Here is a 16596-nt window from a genome sequence, read left to right on the forward strand (position 1 = left end):
TCCTTACCGGTTTCATACTATTTTGTACACTGGTTCCTGATGAGCGGTTGTGAAGGAGCGGACCCGTCAATCCCGACAAGTTAGATACGCTACGGTATGACTGCTGATTCGAACGGACACCTGCTGGTGGTCGAAGATGAGCCCAAAGTGGCTACGTTTATTAAAAAAGGGCTTCAAACCCAGGGGTACACCATTGAGGTAGCCCTGACTGGCGAAGAGGGCAAATTCCTGTTCGGCGCTAAAGCCTTCGATCTGGTGGTGCTGGATGTCAACCTGCCCGACATCAGTGGTCTGGAGGTTGCCGAGTACATTCGGCAGCAAGACAGGCGGATGCCCATTCTGATGTTGACCGCCCTCGATACTACCGCCGATAAACTACTGGGATTTGAGGCCGGTGCCGATGATTACCTGGCGAAGCCGTTTGATTTTCTGGAACTTGTTGCCCGGATAAAAGCCCTGTTGCGCCGGTCCGGACCCGGACCGGAACCGGACCGCATCCTGCGCGTGGCCGACCTGGAACTGAACCTCGACGAACGCGTGGCCCGACGGGGTGGGCACACCATCGACCTGACCGCCCGCGAATACGCCCTGCTCGAATACCTCATGCGCAACGCCGGACGGGTGGTGTCGCGGGTCGACATTGCCGAGCAGGTCTGGGACATCGGGTTCGATACCGGTACCAACGTTATCGATGTCTATGTCAGTTATTTGCGGGCAAAAATCGACAGAGACTTTCCTACCAAACTGATTCATACCCTGATCGGAATGGGGTATGTGTTAAAAGAAAAATGAGTCTTCGAAACCGCCTAACCCTGCTGTCGACCGCCATCGTTTCGGTTTTTCTGGCGCTTTTCTGCCTGCTGCTCTACCTGGTGGCCGAACAATACCGCGAACGCGAGTTCCGGGCCCGGCTCCGGGCCGAAGCCCTGACGGCCGGTCGGTTGCTGGTCGGTCCCGGGCGCATCGACCCGACGCTCTACAAATCCATCGACAAAAACGAGCTGACGGTTTTGCCGCAGGAAGAACTCATCATTTACAATACCCAAAACCAGTTGATCTACGAGAGCGGAACGGACTACCTGACGGTTACGCCAGCGGTTTTAAACCGGGTCCGGCAACTGCAAACGACTTATTGGCGGGAGAACGAACGGGAGGTGGTCGGCATTCTGTTTCGGGAAAATTCAACGCCCTTTATCATTTTCGCGTCAGCCGTAGACACCTACGGTGAGCGCACGATCCGGAACCTGATTCAACTCCTGGTAGGAGGCTGGCTGTTGATGACGGGGCTGATGCTGGTGGCCGGGCGGTTTTTTGTCGGGCGAATGCTGCACCCCATTAGTCAGATCAATCAGCGGATTGACGGCATTACGGCCTCGAACCTGTCGCTGCGGCTCCCCGCTGGCGACAGCCCCGACGAACTGACCCAACTGGCGCAGCGATTCAACCGGATGCTCAACCGGCTCGAAGAGGCTTTTCGGCTCCAACGGTCGTTTGTTTCGCACGCATCGCACGAGTTACGCACCCCGCTGACGGCCATTACGGGGCAACTGGAAGTTTCGCTGCTGGCCGACGATAGCCCCGACGAACTTCGGGCCACGCTCCGTTCGGTGCTCGACGATGTCCGGGGGCTCAACCGGATGACCAACGGTCTGCTGGCCCTGGCCAACGCCAGCATGGATTCTTCGACGGTGCCGATGGCTCCGCTCCAGCTTGATCAATTGCTGGACCAGGTCCGGCAGGAGTTGCAGCGGCTGCAACCCGCTTATACCATCCACCTGCACATCGCTCCGTTGGAAAAACCGTATACCGACTGGCAGATGACCGGAAGTGACCCGCTGCTCCGGACGGCGGTTTTCAACCTGCTCGACAATGGGGGCAAATTCTCGCCCGATCATACGGTTTCGGTCAGCTTGTCCGGTCGGGATAAAAGCCTGCAAATCCAGGTTCACAATACGGGTTCCACGATACCGGCCGACCAGCTATCAGCGGTTTTTGTGCCGTTTCAGCGGGGCCGGAACGCGAGCGGCCTTCCCGGCTACGGCATCGGTCTTTCGCTCACGGAACGGATTGTCCGTCTCCACCGGGGCGACATCCGGGTCGAGTCTTCGGAGGAGGCCGGTACTACTTTCACGATTATTCTGCCGCGTTGACCAGCCTAACCTCCGGGAGATTTTGTGGTAGTTTTCTGCCTCGATGGGTCAGAAATGCATTTCTAATGCTGTTCTAATGCGGCTCTAACACGAGCTTAACACCGGTATCTGATTTTTGTACTGTCAATTAACAGCCAGGTTCAAAGTAGAACCAACCGGCCGGTTGATACCACAAACGATTGATACGAACCATGAAAACATACCTTTTTGCTTTAGCCCTTATTGGAGTAACGGTTTTGTCGGTACAAGCCCAGGATAATAGCCGTTTACGCAACGATGTAACGTATTCGACAGCGAACTACAAACACCCGAATAAAGCCGCAACGGCCCGCAAATGGACCAATCAAAGCGCTACCACGGTGAGTACGCCCGTTGAGAAAGGCCAGGTAGCCAGCTACAAGCAACCCGTTCCGGGGATCGAACCGGTGGGTGGCCTGGTTGTGCCCCACGTTACGAAGGAAGATTTGGCCGAGCGGAATTATAAAACGCCCCGCATCAATTCCGTAAATGTTTCCGGCCCGGCGGCTGCTGAGGTTGCTGAAAACGGAAAAGGCAAGTCAATGCTGAAGCAAAATAAATAACCGCCTGCCATTTTTCTCCATTGGTCACGCAACCGATAAATTCAGTACTTAGGTAAACGTTTTGTGAAGGCACCAGCGAATCGCTGGTGCCTTCATTCTTTCCGAAGATTAACAGAAATTCTCAGCTTGCTACCTGCTAATGTAAACTACTTACAAAAAAGCCGGAGACTTTTCACTGAAAATAATTTGAAGGTATGTAATTCTACTTATCCTTCAAGAAGCGTTTGGTAGTACGATTACGCTCTGTATATACGTTTGTCAATTGTTTTTCTTTTGTAATTTTTCATAGTATTTAGTTTTCGGCATATCGCTTGTCTGGATTTTTTTTGAGTAAAAAGCTTTAGTGTCAATACAACATAGTTCAGGTGGTTTGATCATAAATACGCTGGAAAATTGGTCTAGCACTAAAAAAAGTACAATAGGACATTCTCCAGAATCAATATTAAAATTTTTAAATAAATACACGATATTATTATATAGAATTAGTATAAAGAAGTATAAGATCAGACGTTATAAACTTTCCCAGATTATCAGACAGGGCCTTTTCAGAATAGGATGAATATTCTACTTTTGGTTCTCTAACCTATCTATTACTGCAAAGGTTTTTCCTGCCGGTGAGACCTTTGGTAACAACCGTAACATCGTAATGAAGTCCATTAAAACCTTGACTCCCGAGCAAATGGAACTCTTGCGCAGTACCATTAAAAATACGCCGAACGAGTCTTTGCGCAAACGTTGCCAATGCATCTTGTACAGCTATTATGGTTTACCCGTTAGCGAACTCATCACTACCTTCAACGTAGATCGCCGAAGTATCTATAACTGGATGAACCGCTGGAACAAGGGCGGCCTGACCGCTCTGGAAGACCGCCCGGGCCGGGGATTGAAGCCTAAATTGAATGTGCATTGTCAACAGCAGGTTGAACAGGTCAAACAGGCTCTTCTGCGCTATTCGGGCAATCACCGGCGCGCATTGCAGGAACTTAATCAACACTTGTCCCAGCCAATTGGGGTTGATACGCTCCGCCGGTTTGTGAAAAAATTGCCGGCCAACAGGCTGTAAGCGGTGGCTCATTTATTTATGAAGGGGGCTTCATCGCCCTCTTTCCATTCATCCGCATGCCGGATTCCTAGCTTTCTGGGGTTGAATACAGGGTTCTTTCCGGCTTTTTTCTGAGTCTGGTAGTCTTTGAGGGCTAACAGGGCGGGCTTGCGCAATAATACAATGGCGATAATATTCAACCAGGCCATAACGCCCACGCCGATATCACCCAGCGTCCAGGCCAGCGCGGCTGTTTTGATCGAGCCGTAGAAGGTCGCTCCCAGAATCAGGAACCGGAGCCCCCACCGCATCCACCGCTTGTCGCCTTGTTTCATGAGGTAAGCCAGATTGGTTTCAGCAATGTAGTAATAAGCCATGATGGTGGTGAAGGCAAAGAAAAAAAGTGAGATCGCTACAAAGCTGCCTCCCAATGACGGGAAATGCGTGTTGACCGCCCGTTGCGTATACTCCCCCCCGACAGCCGCGCCGGGGATATGCTCCACCAAAAAACCGCCCTCCGGATTCAACACATTGTATTGTCCGGTGAACAAAATCATAAAAGCCGTAGCCGTACAGACAAACAGCGTATCGACATAGACAGAAAACGCCTGCACCAACCCCTGTTTGGCCGGATGATCCGTTTCGGCGGCTGCCGCTGCGTGGGGTGCCGTCCCCTGACCCGCTTCATTGGAGTAAATACCCCGCTTAACGCCCCAGGCCACCGCCATCCCAAAAACACCACTGTAGAGCGGCTCACGGTCAAACGCCGAACGGATGATGAGGCTGAAAACCGCCGGAACCTGATCCAGATTGGCCACGATGATGATGACCGCCATCAGAATGTAAGCCCCCGCCATAAAGGGAACCACAATTTCGGCCACTTTGCCGATGCGCTTGACTCCACCAAAAATGATCAGGGCCAGCAAAAGAACCACCACTCCGCCCGTGATTTCCACCGGAATCTGAAAGGCATTCTGCACACTGAGGGCAATGCTGTTGCTTTGGACCCCGGGCAGGAAAAACGCCGTACTGAATACGGTGGCCACAGCAAACAGGGTTGCGTACCAATGGATGCCCAGCCCCTTTTCAATGTAAAAAGCCGGACCGCCCCGGTACTGACCGTCTTTTACCTGCTTATAAATTTGGCCCAGCGTTGCTTCGACAAAAGCCGAAGCAGCGCCCAGAAAGGCAATGGCCCACATCCAGAAAATGGCTCCCGGCCCTCCCATCGCAATCGCCGTGGCCACACCGGCGATGTTACCTGTACCAACCCGCCCCGAAATGGCAATGGCAAACGCCTGAAAGGGCGTTACCCCCTGGGCTGAAGCATGTCCGCTGAACAGCAGCCGGACCATATCTTTTAAGTAGCGAATCTGCAAAAACCGGGTGACAATAGAGAAGTAAATTCCTACACCCAGACACAAAATAATGAGTGCGTTACTCCAAATAATATCATTGATCTTGGTTACGAGGGTTTCCATTCGGTTTGATAAGGTGGGTGATTGGGGTCAGCAGGGCTGCTAGTCTGTAAAATGAACATCTATTTTATTATTAGCCCTAAAAAAAGGAAATTTCACCATACAAAAGAGGAGAATCTAAAAAAAACGTCTCATTTTTTCTCAAAACCGGGTTATAGTAGAACCGGTTTTAGACAGACCGGCAAACTTTCTTTCTCTTTCAGTCCTGTCCACTTTAGTACACGTACTGTCCGGTTCTGGACAGTTTACCAACCTTCCTATTTCTCAACTATCCCTTTCTGCGACCAGAAGGGCACATTTGTGTTTCTGGCAAACGATTTGTTTAGCAAATAATAATAAAATAAAAACTACATGGGAAGAGCTTATCTGGGCGAATTCGAAGAACTGGTCTTACTGACGGTGGCGGTGCTGGCCGGTGGTGCATACGGTGTTCCGATTGCGACCGAACTGAAGCAGCGCACGCAGCGGACGATTAGCCTCAGCGCCGTTCACATCGCCCTTTATCGGCTGGAAGCGAAAGGCTTTGTCACGTCCAGCTTGGGCGGAGCCACCGCGGCCCGGGGTGGACGCCGGAAGCGTCTTTTCACGATTACTGCCGTCGGGAAACAAACCCTGGACGATATGCGTCAGGTCCGCAATGAACTCTGGGAATCCATTCCGAACCCTTCCTGGTCGTAACCTATGAAAAACACCCACCAACCCGACCCTTCGGGCGAGCCAACTCCCCCGGCCTGGGCCGACCGTCTGATCGCCCTGTTCTGTCCGCCGGACCTGGGAGAAGAACTGCTGGGCGATCTGCACGAGCAATTCGCCGAGCAGGTTGCCGAACGGGGCGTATCGAAAGCCCGCTGGCTTTATGTCCTGGAAGTGCTCCGGTTCTGTCGGCCCTATTTTCTGAAACGCCGGGTTGCCGAACTCAGCCGGACACCCAATCCGGGGAATAGCCCATTTTCCCAAAAACCGTATTCTGAACCTTCTTTTCTTCATCCCGCTATGCTCCGTAATTACCTGAAAATCGCCCTGCGCACCCTCTGGAAAAGCAAGGGATACGCGGCTGTCAACGCCCTGGGGTTGGCGGTAGCCTTCTCTGTCTGCACGTTTCTGTTTCTGACGGCGTACCTGCAACTCACCTACGACTCTTTCCACACGGACGGGGACCGTATCTACCAGCCTTATACCGTTGCCAATGATCCCGAAAAAACCGTTCGGAGCGGCAACATGGCCCTGCCTTTTACGCCCGCTCTCAAAACCGCCTATCCGGAAGTCAAACAGGCTGCCCGCATCCTGACCGGTCGGAAAAGTCTGGTGGAAGTCCGGGGGGCATATTTTGATAAGCTGGTGCTGCATACCGATCCGGATTTTCTGCAACTGTTTTCTTTCCCGTTGCTAAAGGGAAACCGGGACGTCGCGCTGAACAGCCTGAGCAGCGTCGTAATCAGCGAAAGTATGGCGCAAACGGTTTTCGGCACCACCGATCCGATGGGACAGACCGTACTGATTGGCAGCGGAGAAAACCAAAAACCGTATGTGGTTTCCGGCATTATTGAAGATGCTCCCGGCAATTCAACCATTCAGTATGATGCCCTGATCCGGATCGAGAATGCGCCCAATTACCAGGCAACCAAAACGGATTGGAACGGCACCTCCCATTCGGTTTTCATCAAACTGGCTCCCCAGGTCGAGCAGGCCACCTTCGAAGAGCGGCTAAAACCGTTTGCGCTGAAATACTTCGGCTCTACCATCACTGACCTGCAAAAGAAAGGGGCTCAACCCGATCAGCGGGGCGATGTATTTGCCATCCGGCTACAAGCGCTCTCCCATGTTCATTTCGACCGGGAAATTACCGGCGGGAGAGGAGCACCGATTGCCATCGTTTATACCCTGTTGGGGCTGGCGTTTTTCATTCTGCTGATTGCCTGCATCAATTTTATCAACCTGAGCATCGCCCGCTCCTTCACCCGGGCGCGGGAAGTGGGCGTGCGTAAATCGCTGGGGGCGCTGAAAGGTCAGCTTTTTGCCCAGGTCTGGGGCGAGTCGACGGTGCTCTGCCTGGTCGGTTTTCTGCTGGGTGTGCTGCTGGCGTATGGACTGTTGCCGCAGTTCAATGCCGCCTTCGATGCCCGGCTTCGGCTGGAAACCATGCTTCAGCCGTCTTTCATAGCCTGCATTCTGAGCGTCTTTGCGGTGGTTACGCTCTTGGCCGGCGGGTATCCGGCCTGGCAAATGACCAAGTTTAACACGGTTGAAGTACTGAAAGGGAAAGTTTCGCTGAAACGCCCCGGCGTTTTGCGCAATGCGCTGATCGTCACACAATTCTCGCTTTCCTGCCTCCTGGCCTGCTGCACCCTGATTGCGTCGCAGCAAGTCGATTTTCTACGTTCACGGCCGCTCGGTTTTCAGAAAGAGCAAGTCATCAGCATTCCGGTGGGTAATCAGGCGGATGGTCGGCAGGTGCTCGGGCGGTTACGCAATAAACTGGCCAACGATCCGTCGGTGCTGGCCATCACAGGCACCAGTGTCAACATTGGCCGGGGGCAGGACCGCGTCAGTTCCCGGACAACGGTAGGCTATAAATACAAGGGCAAAGACGTCCTGACCGACTGGCTGCTGGTCGATTATGATTACCTCCAAACCCTGAACATCAAACCGCTGGCGGGCCGTGATTTCAGCCGGTTGTATGCTACGGATTCGGTCAACCGGATCATCGTGACAGCCAGCATGGCGAAAATGATGGGTGAAAAAAATGCGGTTGGTGCGCTGCTCGGCGACGATGACGATACAACGGGAAGCAAAATGCAGGTCATCGGTATCATCCCGGACTTTCAGTTGTATTCGCTCGCCAGTGAAAACCGCCCGATTACGCTGCACCTCTCCAATTCCGAAGCCATTCATTACATTTTCGTGCGGGTTTCTCCGCAGAGTCTGGCCGGTTCGATGGACAAGCTAAAACTGCTCTGGCGGGAGGTAGCGCCCCAATCCGAATTTATGGGCACCTTTCTGGACGACAATGTGAATGCCTGGTACCAGGACGAAGAGCGATTTACCCAGATTTGCAGCCTGGCCGCCGGCATTGCCATTCTGCTCTCCTGCGTGGGGCTGTTTGCCATTGCGCTGATGATGATTGAACAACGCACGAAAGAGATTGGCATCCGGAAAGTGATGGGCGCCAGCGTGAGCAGCATTATTTTGGTGCTATCGCGGGACTTTGTCAAACTCGTCCTCATCGCGCTGCTGATTGCTCTACCGCTGGCCTGGTTTGGCATGAACCTGTGGCTGGACAATTACCGCGAACGGGTGACGATCAGCCTGTGGCTGCTGGGCGGTGTGGGCCTGGGAGCCGTTCTGATTGCGCTGGCCACGGTCAGTTTCCAGACAGTGAAAGCGGCTCTGGCGAATCCGGTGAAAAGTTTGCGTAGCGAATAACGGGAACAGGACGATTAGCCGTATTGTCTGTCTGGGCAGGGTCCGGCAGAACCGCCTGGTCTGCTATCGGTAGAGGTTTGGGAACGAGTAATTCACCGCTCGTTCCCAAACCTTTTTAATTGGAAAAGACAATGTATCCATTTTATAAAAAATATAAACTAAAAGGCAACTATATAAATAATTTGGTTCAGAAATTGCTAGAAACACTTGTATTCGTATAGCCTATACGTTTTCGAGCGTAATGTGCTTTTTCTACGGTCTTGTTTTACTTTATTGGCGTTATTTTATTCTAGTATTTTGACTGAATATTATTAGTTTTATTCATTTTTTATTCAATGACGCTACATTCATACTCACAAGTAAACTTTTCAACTTTTCTGCATTGAAAATGGCAAAATTCTTGCTGGATTATAATAAGCTATAACTATTTATGCGGCTTGTAAAATATCATTATCAGGTAGCTTGAATTTACAACATACCGTATAATAAATAGACAAAAAGAATTAATTGCTTAACGGTTGACATTTTCTAAAAAAGATCGTAAAGTTGCTCATACAATTTCTCTGTTCAACTAATAGTACTCAACTGCGTATGAAATGGCTTGAATTTAACTTTCACTGGCATTTTGCCACCCTGGTTAGGGCTCCGGACTAAAAACCATAGGTCCGCCTTTTGAGAAAACCTCCAAAAATCTCTAAGTAAGGCGCTTATCAAAGCAACCAAGGTATAAGTTAAGCTTTCTACCCCCGAGTAGGAAACGACTGGATCAGGCTTCTCCTCCAACGCCAAACTTCATCCAGTTACTTGGGCACCTCAGAAACATACAGTACAGGACGCTTGCAAAAATGTAGAATTGTGCGCGCACAGTCTACTTTTCTTTGCCTGACCCTATACAGTAATCAGACTTGATCTCCTCCAAATCAGTCTTAAAATCTATCAAATAGGTTTTAATCCCTTTACAAAAAAACTACCTGCTGGTAGCGTGGAATTGTATTGTCAATGCTTAGGACATTGACGATTAAATCTAGCTATTTTTTACTCGTGGCCTTCTATTAAAAAAGGCTGGATGTGATAGGTATGCCTATACATTCCGATTAACAATAGCAGTCTCAACGGACCAAAACCTTGTCTTTTATGTTTTTAATTTACGATTTAATTAAACGGTATTATTGTTTTATTACCCACACCGGTCGGACCTCACTGGCAGGCTTCCTGGTCTTTGTATTGTTGGTACTCGGTCGACAATCAGCCCAGGGGCAATCGTGTTACCAGCCCATCTCCGGTTCGGCGGTACAGGTCGGTGGCGTTATCAACACGACGGTTTGCGCCGGTCAACTTTGTCTGGGAACGGCCAGCTACAACGAGCTTCAGAAAATCACCGATAACAGCCTCGAAACCTACGCCAGCCTGAACGGAGCCGTGGCGGTTCAGGTTGCTCAGGGGATTTCCGTGCGGAAAACCAGCGGAACCTTTACCGGCGAAAACGTAGTCGGTTTTATCCTTTCCCGTAGTGGTCTGGCCGATCTTTCGGTGTTGAGTAATGTAACGATTCAAACTTTCCTGAACGGTAACCCGGTTTCCAGCGCCCAGACTGTCAGTTCGCTGGTGGCTGGTTCGGTGCTCGGCAGCACCGAAAAGTTGTACGCTACATTCACGACCAATCAGGAATTTAACGAAGTACGACTGAACACCAGTTTGCTGAGTGCAGAGGTTCTGGGCAGTCTGCGTATATATGCCGCCGTTGCGTTCCCTACCTCCTGCGCGACAGCCGTCTCCGCGACCGGCTGCAACGATTACATCAGCGGCCTGGGTACCGACGCCACCTATTTTGGGTCGGTCAGTTGTGTGGGCTGCTCCTTGACCAACCGTACGAATCTGATCGATGGCGATAACAGCAATTATGCAGTTTTGACGCCAACGGCGGGGGTTGCTTCCCAAATTGCGGTCAGCGTGATCGATACCAAGAAGAAATATAAAGCCGGCGACCGCGCCGGCTTTGTGCTTGCCAAAGATCAGCTCAACGCCTTGCTGGCAGCCAACGCGCTGAACACCATCACGATTGAAACGTACTTGTTCGGCACGCTTCAGGAAGCCCGATCTACGGGTGACGCCAGCAACGTTGTTGGGTTGTCGTTACTTGCTGGGAGCACGTCGGTCCCAAAGCAAAAAATCGGTTTTGTTACTACCAAAGATTTCAACGAAGTACGCATCCGGATCAATTCGCTGGTTACCGCTAATGTCGGCGCAATTCGTTTATACGGCGCGTTTGTGGAGGACGATGCTTGTACCAATTGTGAAACGGCCCTGAATGAAAACAATACCGGTAAATACAGCGGTACGATCCAGGAGAACACAGGTTGCGTTCTGGGTGTTTGCGCCAACGTATACACCGATTTGTACGGTTTGCTGTCGGTATTGCCCAGCTTGATCAATACCGATCGGGTAACGAATGGTACGATTGGGGATTATGCCACCTACAATACCGGTATATCCGTAGGAGCAGGCGCCCGAATTACCGTCAAAAACGACGGAACGGATTTCGCTGGGGGCAAGACCTTCGTCGGTTTTCACATTTCTACGGCAACGGGCCTGATTGATCTGAATCTGTTGTCGGCCATCACGATTCGGGTCTTTCGTGATGGCAATTCAACGCCGGTTGCTACGTCGACAGGAGCCAACCTCCTGGGTGCATCCGTCATTGGTGGCAATTCCAGCCAATCGGTGGTCGGATTTACGCCCAATGTTGCTTTTGACATGGTTCAGATCGACATCGGCAGTGTGGCGGGTTTGCTCGGAGAATACCGCATTTACGATGCTTTTGTGATTGAAGACACCGACGGCGACGGTATTCCCGACTGCCAGGATGTCTGCGGAACCGGAACCGGCAACGATTTGCTTGATTTTGACAACGACGGCATTCCGGATACCTGTGATCCGGACGACGACAACGACGGTATTCCGGACACCGTTGAAAACCCGGAATCTGATCCGAACCGTGATACCGATGGCGATGGCGGACCGGATGGCAAAGACCTCGACAGCGACAACGACGGCATTCCTGACTCGGTCGAAAAAGGACCGGATGGCAACAATCCGTCAAACACCGATGGCACAGACGTTCCGGATTATCGCGACCCCGACAGCGACAACGACGGCATCCCTGATTCGGTTGAAGCCGGTCCGAACGGCGACGAACCCCGCAACACCGACGGCGACCCGCTACCCGACTTCCTCGATCTGGACAGTGACAATGATGGCATTCTGGATACGGTGGAAAAAGGATCGGACGGCAATAACCCGACCAACAGCGACACCAATACTGGTAGCAACCCGGATGGTCGCCCGGATTACATCGACCTGGACAGCGACAACGACGGCATCAACGACGTCATTGAAGCCAATGCTAACGGCTCTCCAACCAAAGACAGCAACGGCGACGGCATTGCGGACGGCACCCCGGGTCCAACCGGCATCCCGGCTTCGGCGGGTTCGGGTCTGACACCACCCGATACCGATGGCGACTCCAAACCCGACTTCCAGGATGTCGATACCGACGGTGATGGAATTCCGGATCTTTACGAAAGCGGCATTTCGAATCCGAACACGCTGGATACCAACAAAGACGGGATCATCGACGATGCCTCCGAAACCGACAACGACGGAGTTCCGCAATCGGTGGATGGTGCAACGGGTAGCTACGGCGACGCCAACAGCCCGGCGCTTCCGAACAATGACAGCGATGCTGTGCCCAACTTCCGCGACCTCGACAGCGATAACGATGGGATTACGGATTCGGAGGAAAAAGGCATCGATGGAACTGCACCAACCAACAGTGATCCCGACTCGCTGCCGAACTACCTCGATCTGGATTCGGACAACGATGGCATCAACGACGTCATCGAAGGCGGAGGAACCGATGCCGACAACAACGGCATTGCCGACGGCACGCCGGGGGGTAATGGTATTCCTGCATCGGCCAGCAACGGCCTGACCCCGCCGGATTCGGACAACGACGGAACGCCGAATTACAAGGACCTGGATTCGGACAATGACACGAAGAAAGACCTGTATGAAAGCGGTATTCCCAATCCGGGCGACCTTGACACCAACGGCGATGGTGTTGTCGATGCCAACGATGGCCCTGACAACGATGGAATTCCGCAAACCGTTGATGGCGAGCCGAATGCGTACGGTGACAGCGGCAACCCGACCTTACCCGATGAAGACACCGACAATAACCCGGATTATACCGATCCGGCCGGAGTCGACCTGTACCCGACCTTGTCCATGCCAGACCGCTTGTACGGAGCCAGTGGCGGATCGAAAAACCTGGCTATCCAGGTGTACAACCTGATCCCGGCTACGAACACGAACGGAACGATCACCCTGACCATTTCCAGACCGTCACCATTTTACACGATGGCTCTCTCCAGCTCGGAGATTTCGGAAGACCAGTGGACCCTGACGACGGAAGGCTTGCTGTTCCGGCTCGTGTCCAAACCGGGCGTGGTCATTGCGGGCAGCAGTTTCAATCAGATCAACCTGGTCCTGACCGTCAATGGTTCAGCGGCTCCCGGACTTGCCAACCTGAATGTAAACATTCTGGCGGGTTCAGGCGGTGAAACCAACAGCGCGAACAACGTAGCATCGGCTCAGATAACCATTGAATAGTTGACATCGCATCCCCGGCTGAATCGGTTTGGCCGGGGATATAAACCATTTCCAAACAAAAACCGCACGTGAAAACAACTTACAAACAGGCTATGAAGCGCATATCTGTCCTTTTTCTGCTCCTACCTCTCTTGCTTATCAAAAGAGATGCGAAAGCCCAGGTCGTTGTCGATGCGTCAACGAACATCTTTTTGATCACCACCAACCCGGATGATGTAACCGTTTTTGCCGGACCCGGCGATCCGGGGACGTTGACGGTTAATTTTCAAAACTTATCGGCCCCAACGATTCCTACGGGCGCTATCCGGGTGGTGGTTACCTTAAACAGTTTTGTCAACTTTGTATCCCTTCAGTCGAACGCGTCCTTTGCGATAGAAAGTTCGACATCTACCTCGGTCAGTCTGGTCAATTCAGCGCCGATTCCGACGGGGGCCGTGGCGATTGATCTGAATACCGTAGCCGTCGCTCAGACCGCTGGAAACGTTATTCTTCAGGCTGACATTGAAGTAGCCAACGCCCTGGCCATTCAGGAAAATACGCCCGGAAACAACGCGTCCAATGTGCAGACTTCCGTTGGCGCTACTCCCCTGCCCGTCACGTTGGCGTCGTTTACGGCCAAAGCCGTCAATAAACACGCGGTGCTGGAGTGGGTGACTTCTTCAGAAAAGAACAACGCCTACTTTGAAGTACAGCACTCGACCAACGCCCGCGACTTTGACGTGCTGGGCAAAGTCTCCGGACATGGCACCTCCTTTCAAACGCACCACTACCGGTTTACCCAGGAATTTCCGGATCCGTCGGTGGTTCATTACTACCGCTTGCGACAGGTCGATAGCGATGGCAAGTTCGAATTCAGCCAGATTCGTTCGCTCGTGCTGGATGGTTATGTCGGTATCGAGTTGAAGCTGGCCACCAATCCGGTTACGGCCGGAACCATCCGGGCTTACGTCGATTACGGCGACGAGACGCTATCCAACCAGGCCAACGTCGTTCTGTATGATTTTCAGGGTCGGGCCGTCGGCAAACAGCAGCTCATCTTGCAAAAAGGCCGGAATACCGTAACCTTTTCGGGAGCTAGCCTGCGCACGGGCCTCTACCTGATCTCGTTGCAGAACACCTCGCTGACCGGGCTCAAATCCGTGAAGGTCGCGGTACAATAATGGATTTGTTCCGTCCGAACAAGCCACAAGCGGAAACCGTCTGTCTATCGCCCGAAGTAGCGATACCGGGCCGCCTGTTGCCAAAAAATATGTCATAGCCTATCCACCTAATGATGACGCCGTGATGATCGAGGATTACCTGAAGCGCCACTCCAACCGCATCGTCTCCAGCTATTTTGTCTTGCTGGCCGATCTGCTTATTTCCATTGGAGCCTTTGCCATCGCCTTCCTGTTGCGATTCAATTTTGAGGTCAACGCCATTCCAGCGGACTATTTTGCATACTGTCTGGGTATGACCATCAGCCTGCGTGGCCTGTTCTTTGTCCTGTTCCGCTCCCACCAGGGAATCATTCGGCATACCAGTCTGGAAGACATCCTGCTGCTGCTCTATGCCGTTACGCTCAGCAATGCCCTCACTGCCTTCGGGACTTATCTCGGCTGGCAGACAGGGTATTGCGTATACTATGTTCCGGTATCGATTTTGATGATCGATTACGGCTGTGCGCTGGTTGTTTTATCCCTAAGTCGCCTGCTGGTCAAAACGTTTTACTGGCATCTGCGGGCCACCACCCGTCAGGTACCGCAACAACCCATTCTGATCTATGGAGCGGGGCAAACCGGTCTGCTCACCCACAATGCGCTGGCGCAGGACCCGACTCAGCGATACACCGTGCTGGCTTTCATCGATGACAATCCGTACAAGATTCACAAAGTCATTCAGGGCCTGCCCGTCGTTTCACGGCAGGAAGCTTATCAGCGTTATCTCCGGAAGCAGGCAACTCCCCCGCAGGTCCTGCTGGCGATGGGAGCCATCAGCCCTCAGAAAAAAACCGAGATGACCGATTTTTTTCTGCAATACCACGTCCCGGTCAAAACCATCCCGACGGTCGAACAGTGGATCGATGGACGACTGAACGCCTTCCAGATCCGCGACATCCGGATTGAGGATTTGCTGGGCCGCTCACCCATCCGGCTCGACAACAAAGCTGTGCGCCAGCAGCTTAACAACCAGGTCATCCTGGTCACCGGGGCCGCCGGTTCCATCGGCTCTGAACTGATCCGTCAGGTGCTGCGCCAACGTCCGCACACTATCGTGCTGGTCGATCAGGCCGAATCGGCGCTGTTTGACCTGGAATTTAACCTGCGTCGGGAGTTTCAGAAACAAGCCAGCCGGGTCAATATCGTCGTGAAAGTGGCCGACATCTCCGACGAATTCCGGATGCGGCATATTTTCCGGGAAACCCGGCCAATTGTCGTTTTCCACGCGGCCGCTTATAAGCACGTTCCGCTGATGGAAGAACACCCCTACGAAGCCGTCCGGGTGAACGTCCTGGGAACGCAGATCGTGGCCGACCTCTCACTGAAGTTTGGTGTTCGAACGTTCGTCATGATCTCAACCGATAAAGCCGTCAACCCGACCAATGTCATGGGGGCCACCAAACGCCTGGCCGAGATGTACGTGCAGAGTCTGAACCACCCGGACCCGGCCCTGCGCCAAACCCGGTTTATTGCCACCCGGTTTGGGAATGTGCTGGGTTCCAATGGCTCGGTCGTCACGGTTTTCCGCCAGCAAATTCAGTCGGGCGGGCCGGTAACGGTCACGCATCCCGATATCATCCGGTATTTCATGACCATTCCGGAAGCCTGTCAGCTCGTGCTGGAAGCAGGAGCGATGGGCAAAGGCGGTGAAGTTTTCGTCTTCGATATGGGCGAACCGGTGAAGATCGTCGAGCTGGCCCGGAAGATGATTCATCTGTCGGGCTTCACCGTCGATAAGGACATTCAGATTGAGTTTACCGGCTTACGACCGGGTGAGAAGTTGTACGAAGAACTGTTGAACGATAACGAAAATACGCTGCCGACGCACCACCCCAAGATCATGATTGCTCAGGTAGTGGCTCCGGAAGCGGACGAAATGAGGGCCACACTCGAACAGTTACGGTATCTGTTGCTGAACGGCACCGACACCCAACTCGTCGCGACGCTCAAACACCTGATTCCGGAATACATCAGCAACAATTCGGTTTTCGCAGCCCTCGACTATTGAAACCGGGTGCATCCTCTCTGACCAACACCATTCAACTCCGAAAA

At 52.6% G+C, this 16596-nt stretch carries 10 protein-coding genes; 9 read left to right on the top strand and 1 reads right to left on the bottom strand.

Annotated features, from left to right (window positions below; translation table 11 throughout):
• Positions 1 to 96: 96 nt before the first annotated feature.
• The 4 genes from ACO2Q8_RS03515 (at position 97) to ACO2Q8_RS03530 (ending at position 3794) form a co-directional block, all read left to right on the top strand.
• On the top strand, positions 97 to 792 hold the full coding sequence (locus ACO2Q8_RS03515) for a response regulator transcription factor (protein WP_423343396.1): 696 nt from the start codon (positions 97 to 99) through the stop codon (positions 790 to 792).
• Positions 789 to 2150 (top strand): ATP-binding protein, encoded by a 1362-nt coding sequence (locus tag ACO2Q8_RS03520; RefSeq protein ID WP_423343397.1) that lies wholly within the window; start codon positions 789 to 791, stop codon positions 2148 to 2150. The genes ACO2Q8_RS03515 and ACO2Q8_RS03520 overlap by 4 nt, the downstream gene beginning before the upstream one ends.
• A gap of 191 nt (positions 2151 to 2341) precedes the next feature.
• A complete protein-coding gene (locus ACO2Q8_RS03525) occupies positions 2342 to 2731 on the top strand; it encodes a hypothetical protein (RefSeq protein ID WP_423343398.1) in 390 nt (129 codons plus the stop codon).
• 646 nt (positions 2732 to 3377) lie between these two features.
• A complete protein-coding gene (locus ACO2Q8_RS03530; protein WP_423343399.1) occupies positions 3378 to 3794 on the top strand; it encodes a helix-turn-helix domain-containing protein in 417 nt (138 codons plus the stop codon).
• 8 nt (positions 3795 to 3802) lie between these two features.
• Here the strand turns inward: ACO2Q8_RS03530 and ACO2Q8_RS03535 are convergent, their stop codons facing one another.
• Complete coding sequence (locus ACO2Q8_RS03535; RefSeq protein WP_423343400.1) at positions 3803 to 5254, bottom strand: alanine/glycine:cation symporter family protein; 1452 nt, start codon at positions 5252 to 5254, stop codon at positions 3803 to 3805.
• A gap of 348 nt (positions 5255 to 5602) precedes the next feature.
• Here ACO2Q8_RS03535 and ACO2Q8_RS03540 point away from each other — a divergent pair, with 348 nt between their 5' ends.
• The 5 genes from ACO2Q8_RS03540 (at position 5603) to ACO2Q8_RS03560 (ending at position 16552) form a co-directional block, all read left to right on the top strand.
• The gene (locus ACO2Q8_RS03540; RefSeq protein ID WP_423343401.1) at positions 5603 to 5929 is read left to right on the top strand and encodes a PadR family transcriptional regulator; all 327 of its coding nucleotides are present in this window, start codon (positions 5603 to 5605) and stop codon (positions 5927 to 5929) included.
• A gap of 3 nt (positions 5930 to 5932) precedes the next feature.
• Positions 5933 to 8674 (top strand): FtsX-like permease family protein, encoded by a 2742-nt coding sequence (locus ACO2Q8_RS03545; protein WP_423343402.1) that lies wholly within the window; start codon positions 5933 to 5935, stop codon positions 8672 to 8674.
• A gap of 1134 nt (positions 8675 to 9808) precedes the next feature.
• Positions 9809 to 13345, top strand: a complete 3537-nt coding sequence (locus tag ACO2Q8_RS03550) for a hypothetical protein (RefSeq protein WP_423343403.1) — start codon at positions 9809 to 9811, stop codon at positions 13343 to 13345.
• Between the two features lie 92 nt (positions 13346 to 13437).
• Positions 13438 to 14505, top strand: coding sequence for a hypothetical protein (locus tag ACO2Q8_RS03555; protein WP_423343404.1), 1068 nt, complete (start codon positions 13438 to 13440; stop codon positions 14503 to 14505).
• 124 nt (positions 14506 to 14629) lie between these two features.
• On the top strand, positions 14630 to 16552 hold the full coding sequence (locus ACO2Q8_RS03560; RefSeq protein ID WP_423343405.1) for a polysaccharide biosynthesis protein: 1923 nt from the start codon (positions 14630 to 14632) through the stop codon (positions 16550 to 16552).
• Positions 16553 to 16596 lie beyond the last annotated feature (44 nt).

The sequence above is a fragment of the Larkinella sp. VNQ87 genome (genome assembly GCF_049445795.1).
Classification (GTDB): domain Bacteria; phylum Bacteroidota; class Bacteroidia; order Cytophagales; family Spirosomataceae; genus Larkinella.

Excerpts from the sequence above, each read along its gene's own strand:
- ACO2Q8_RS03515 (WP_423343396.1), top strand. The coding sequence starts at position 97 with ATGACTGCTGATTCGAACGGACACCTGCTGGTGGTCGAAGATGAGCCC.
- ACO2Q8_RS03520 (WP_423343397.1), top strand. The coding sequence starts at position 789 with ATGAGTCTTCGAAACCGCCTAACCCTGCTGTCGACCGCCATCGTTTCG.
- ACO2Q8_RS03525 (WP_423343398.1), top strand. The coding sequence starts at position 2,342 with ATGAAAACATACCTTTTTGCTTTAGCCCTTATTGGAGTAACGGTTTTG.
- ACO2Q8_RS03530 (WP_423343399.1), top strand. The coding sequence starts at position 3,378 with ATGAAGTCCATTAAAACCTTGACTCCCGAGCAAATGGAACTCTTGCGC.
- ACO2Q8_RS03535 (WP_423343400.1), bottom strand. The coding sequence starts at position 5,254 with ATGGAAACCCTCGTAACCAAGATCAATGATATTATTTGGAGTAACGCA.
- ACO2Q8_RS03540 (WP_423343401.1), top strand. The coding sequence starts at position 5,603 with ATGGGAAGAGCTTATCTGGGCGAATTCGAAGAACTGGTCTTACTGACG.
- ACO2Q8_RS03545 (WP_423343402.1), top strand. The coding sequence starts at position 5,933 with ATGAAAAACACCCACCAACCCGACCCTTCGGGCGAGCCAACTCCCCCG.
- ACO2Q8_RS03550 (WP_423343403.1), top strand. The coding sequence starts at position 9,809 with ATGTTTTTAATTTACGATTTAATTAAACGGTATTATTGTTTTATTACC.
- ACO2Q8_RS03555 (WP_423343404.1), top strand. The coding sequence starts at position 13,438 with ATGAAGCGCATATCTGTCCTTTTTCTGCTCCTACCTCTCTTGCTTATC.
- ACO2Q8_RS03560 (WP_423343405.1), top strand. The coding sequence starts at position 14,630 with ATGATCGAGGATTACCTGAAGCGCCACTCCAACCGCATCGTCTCCAGC.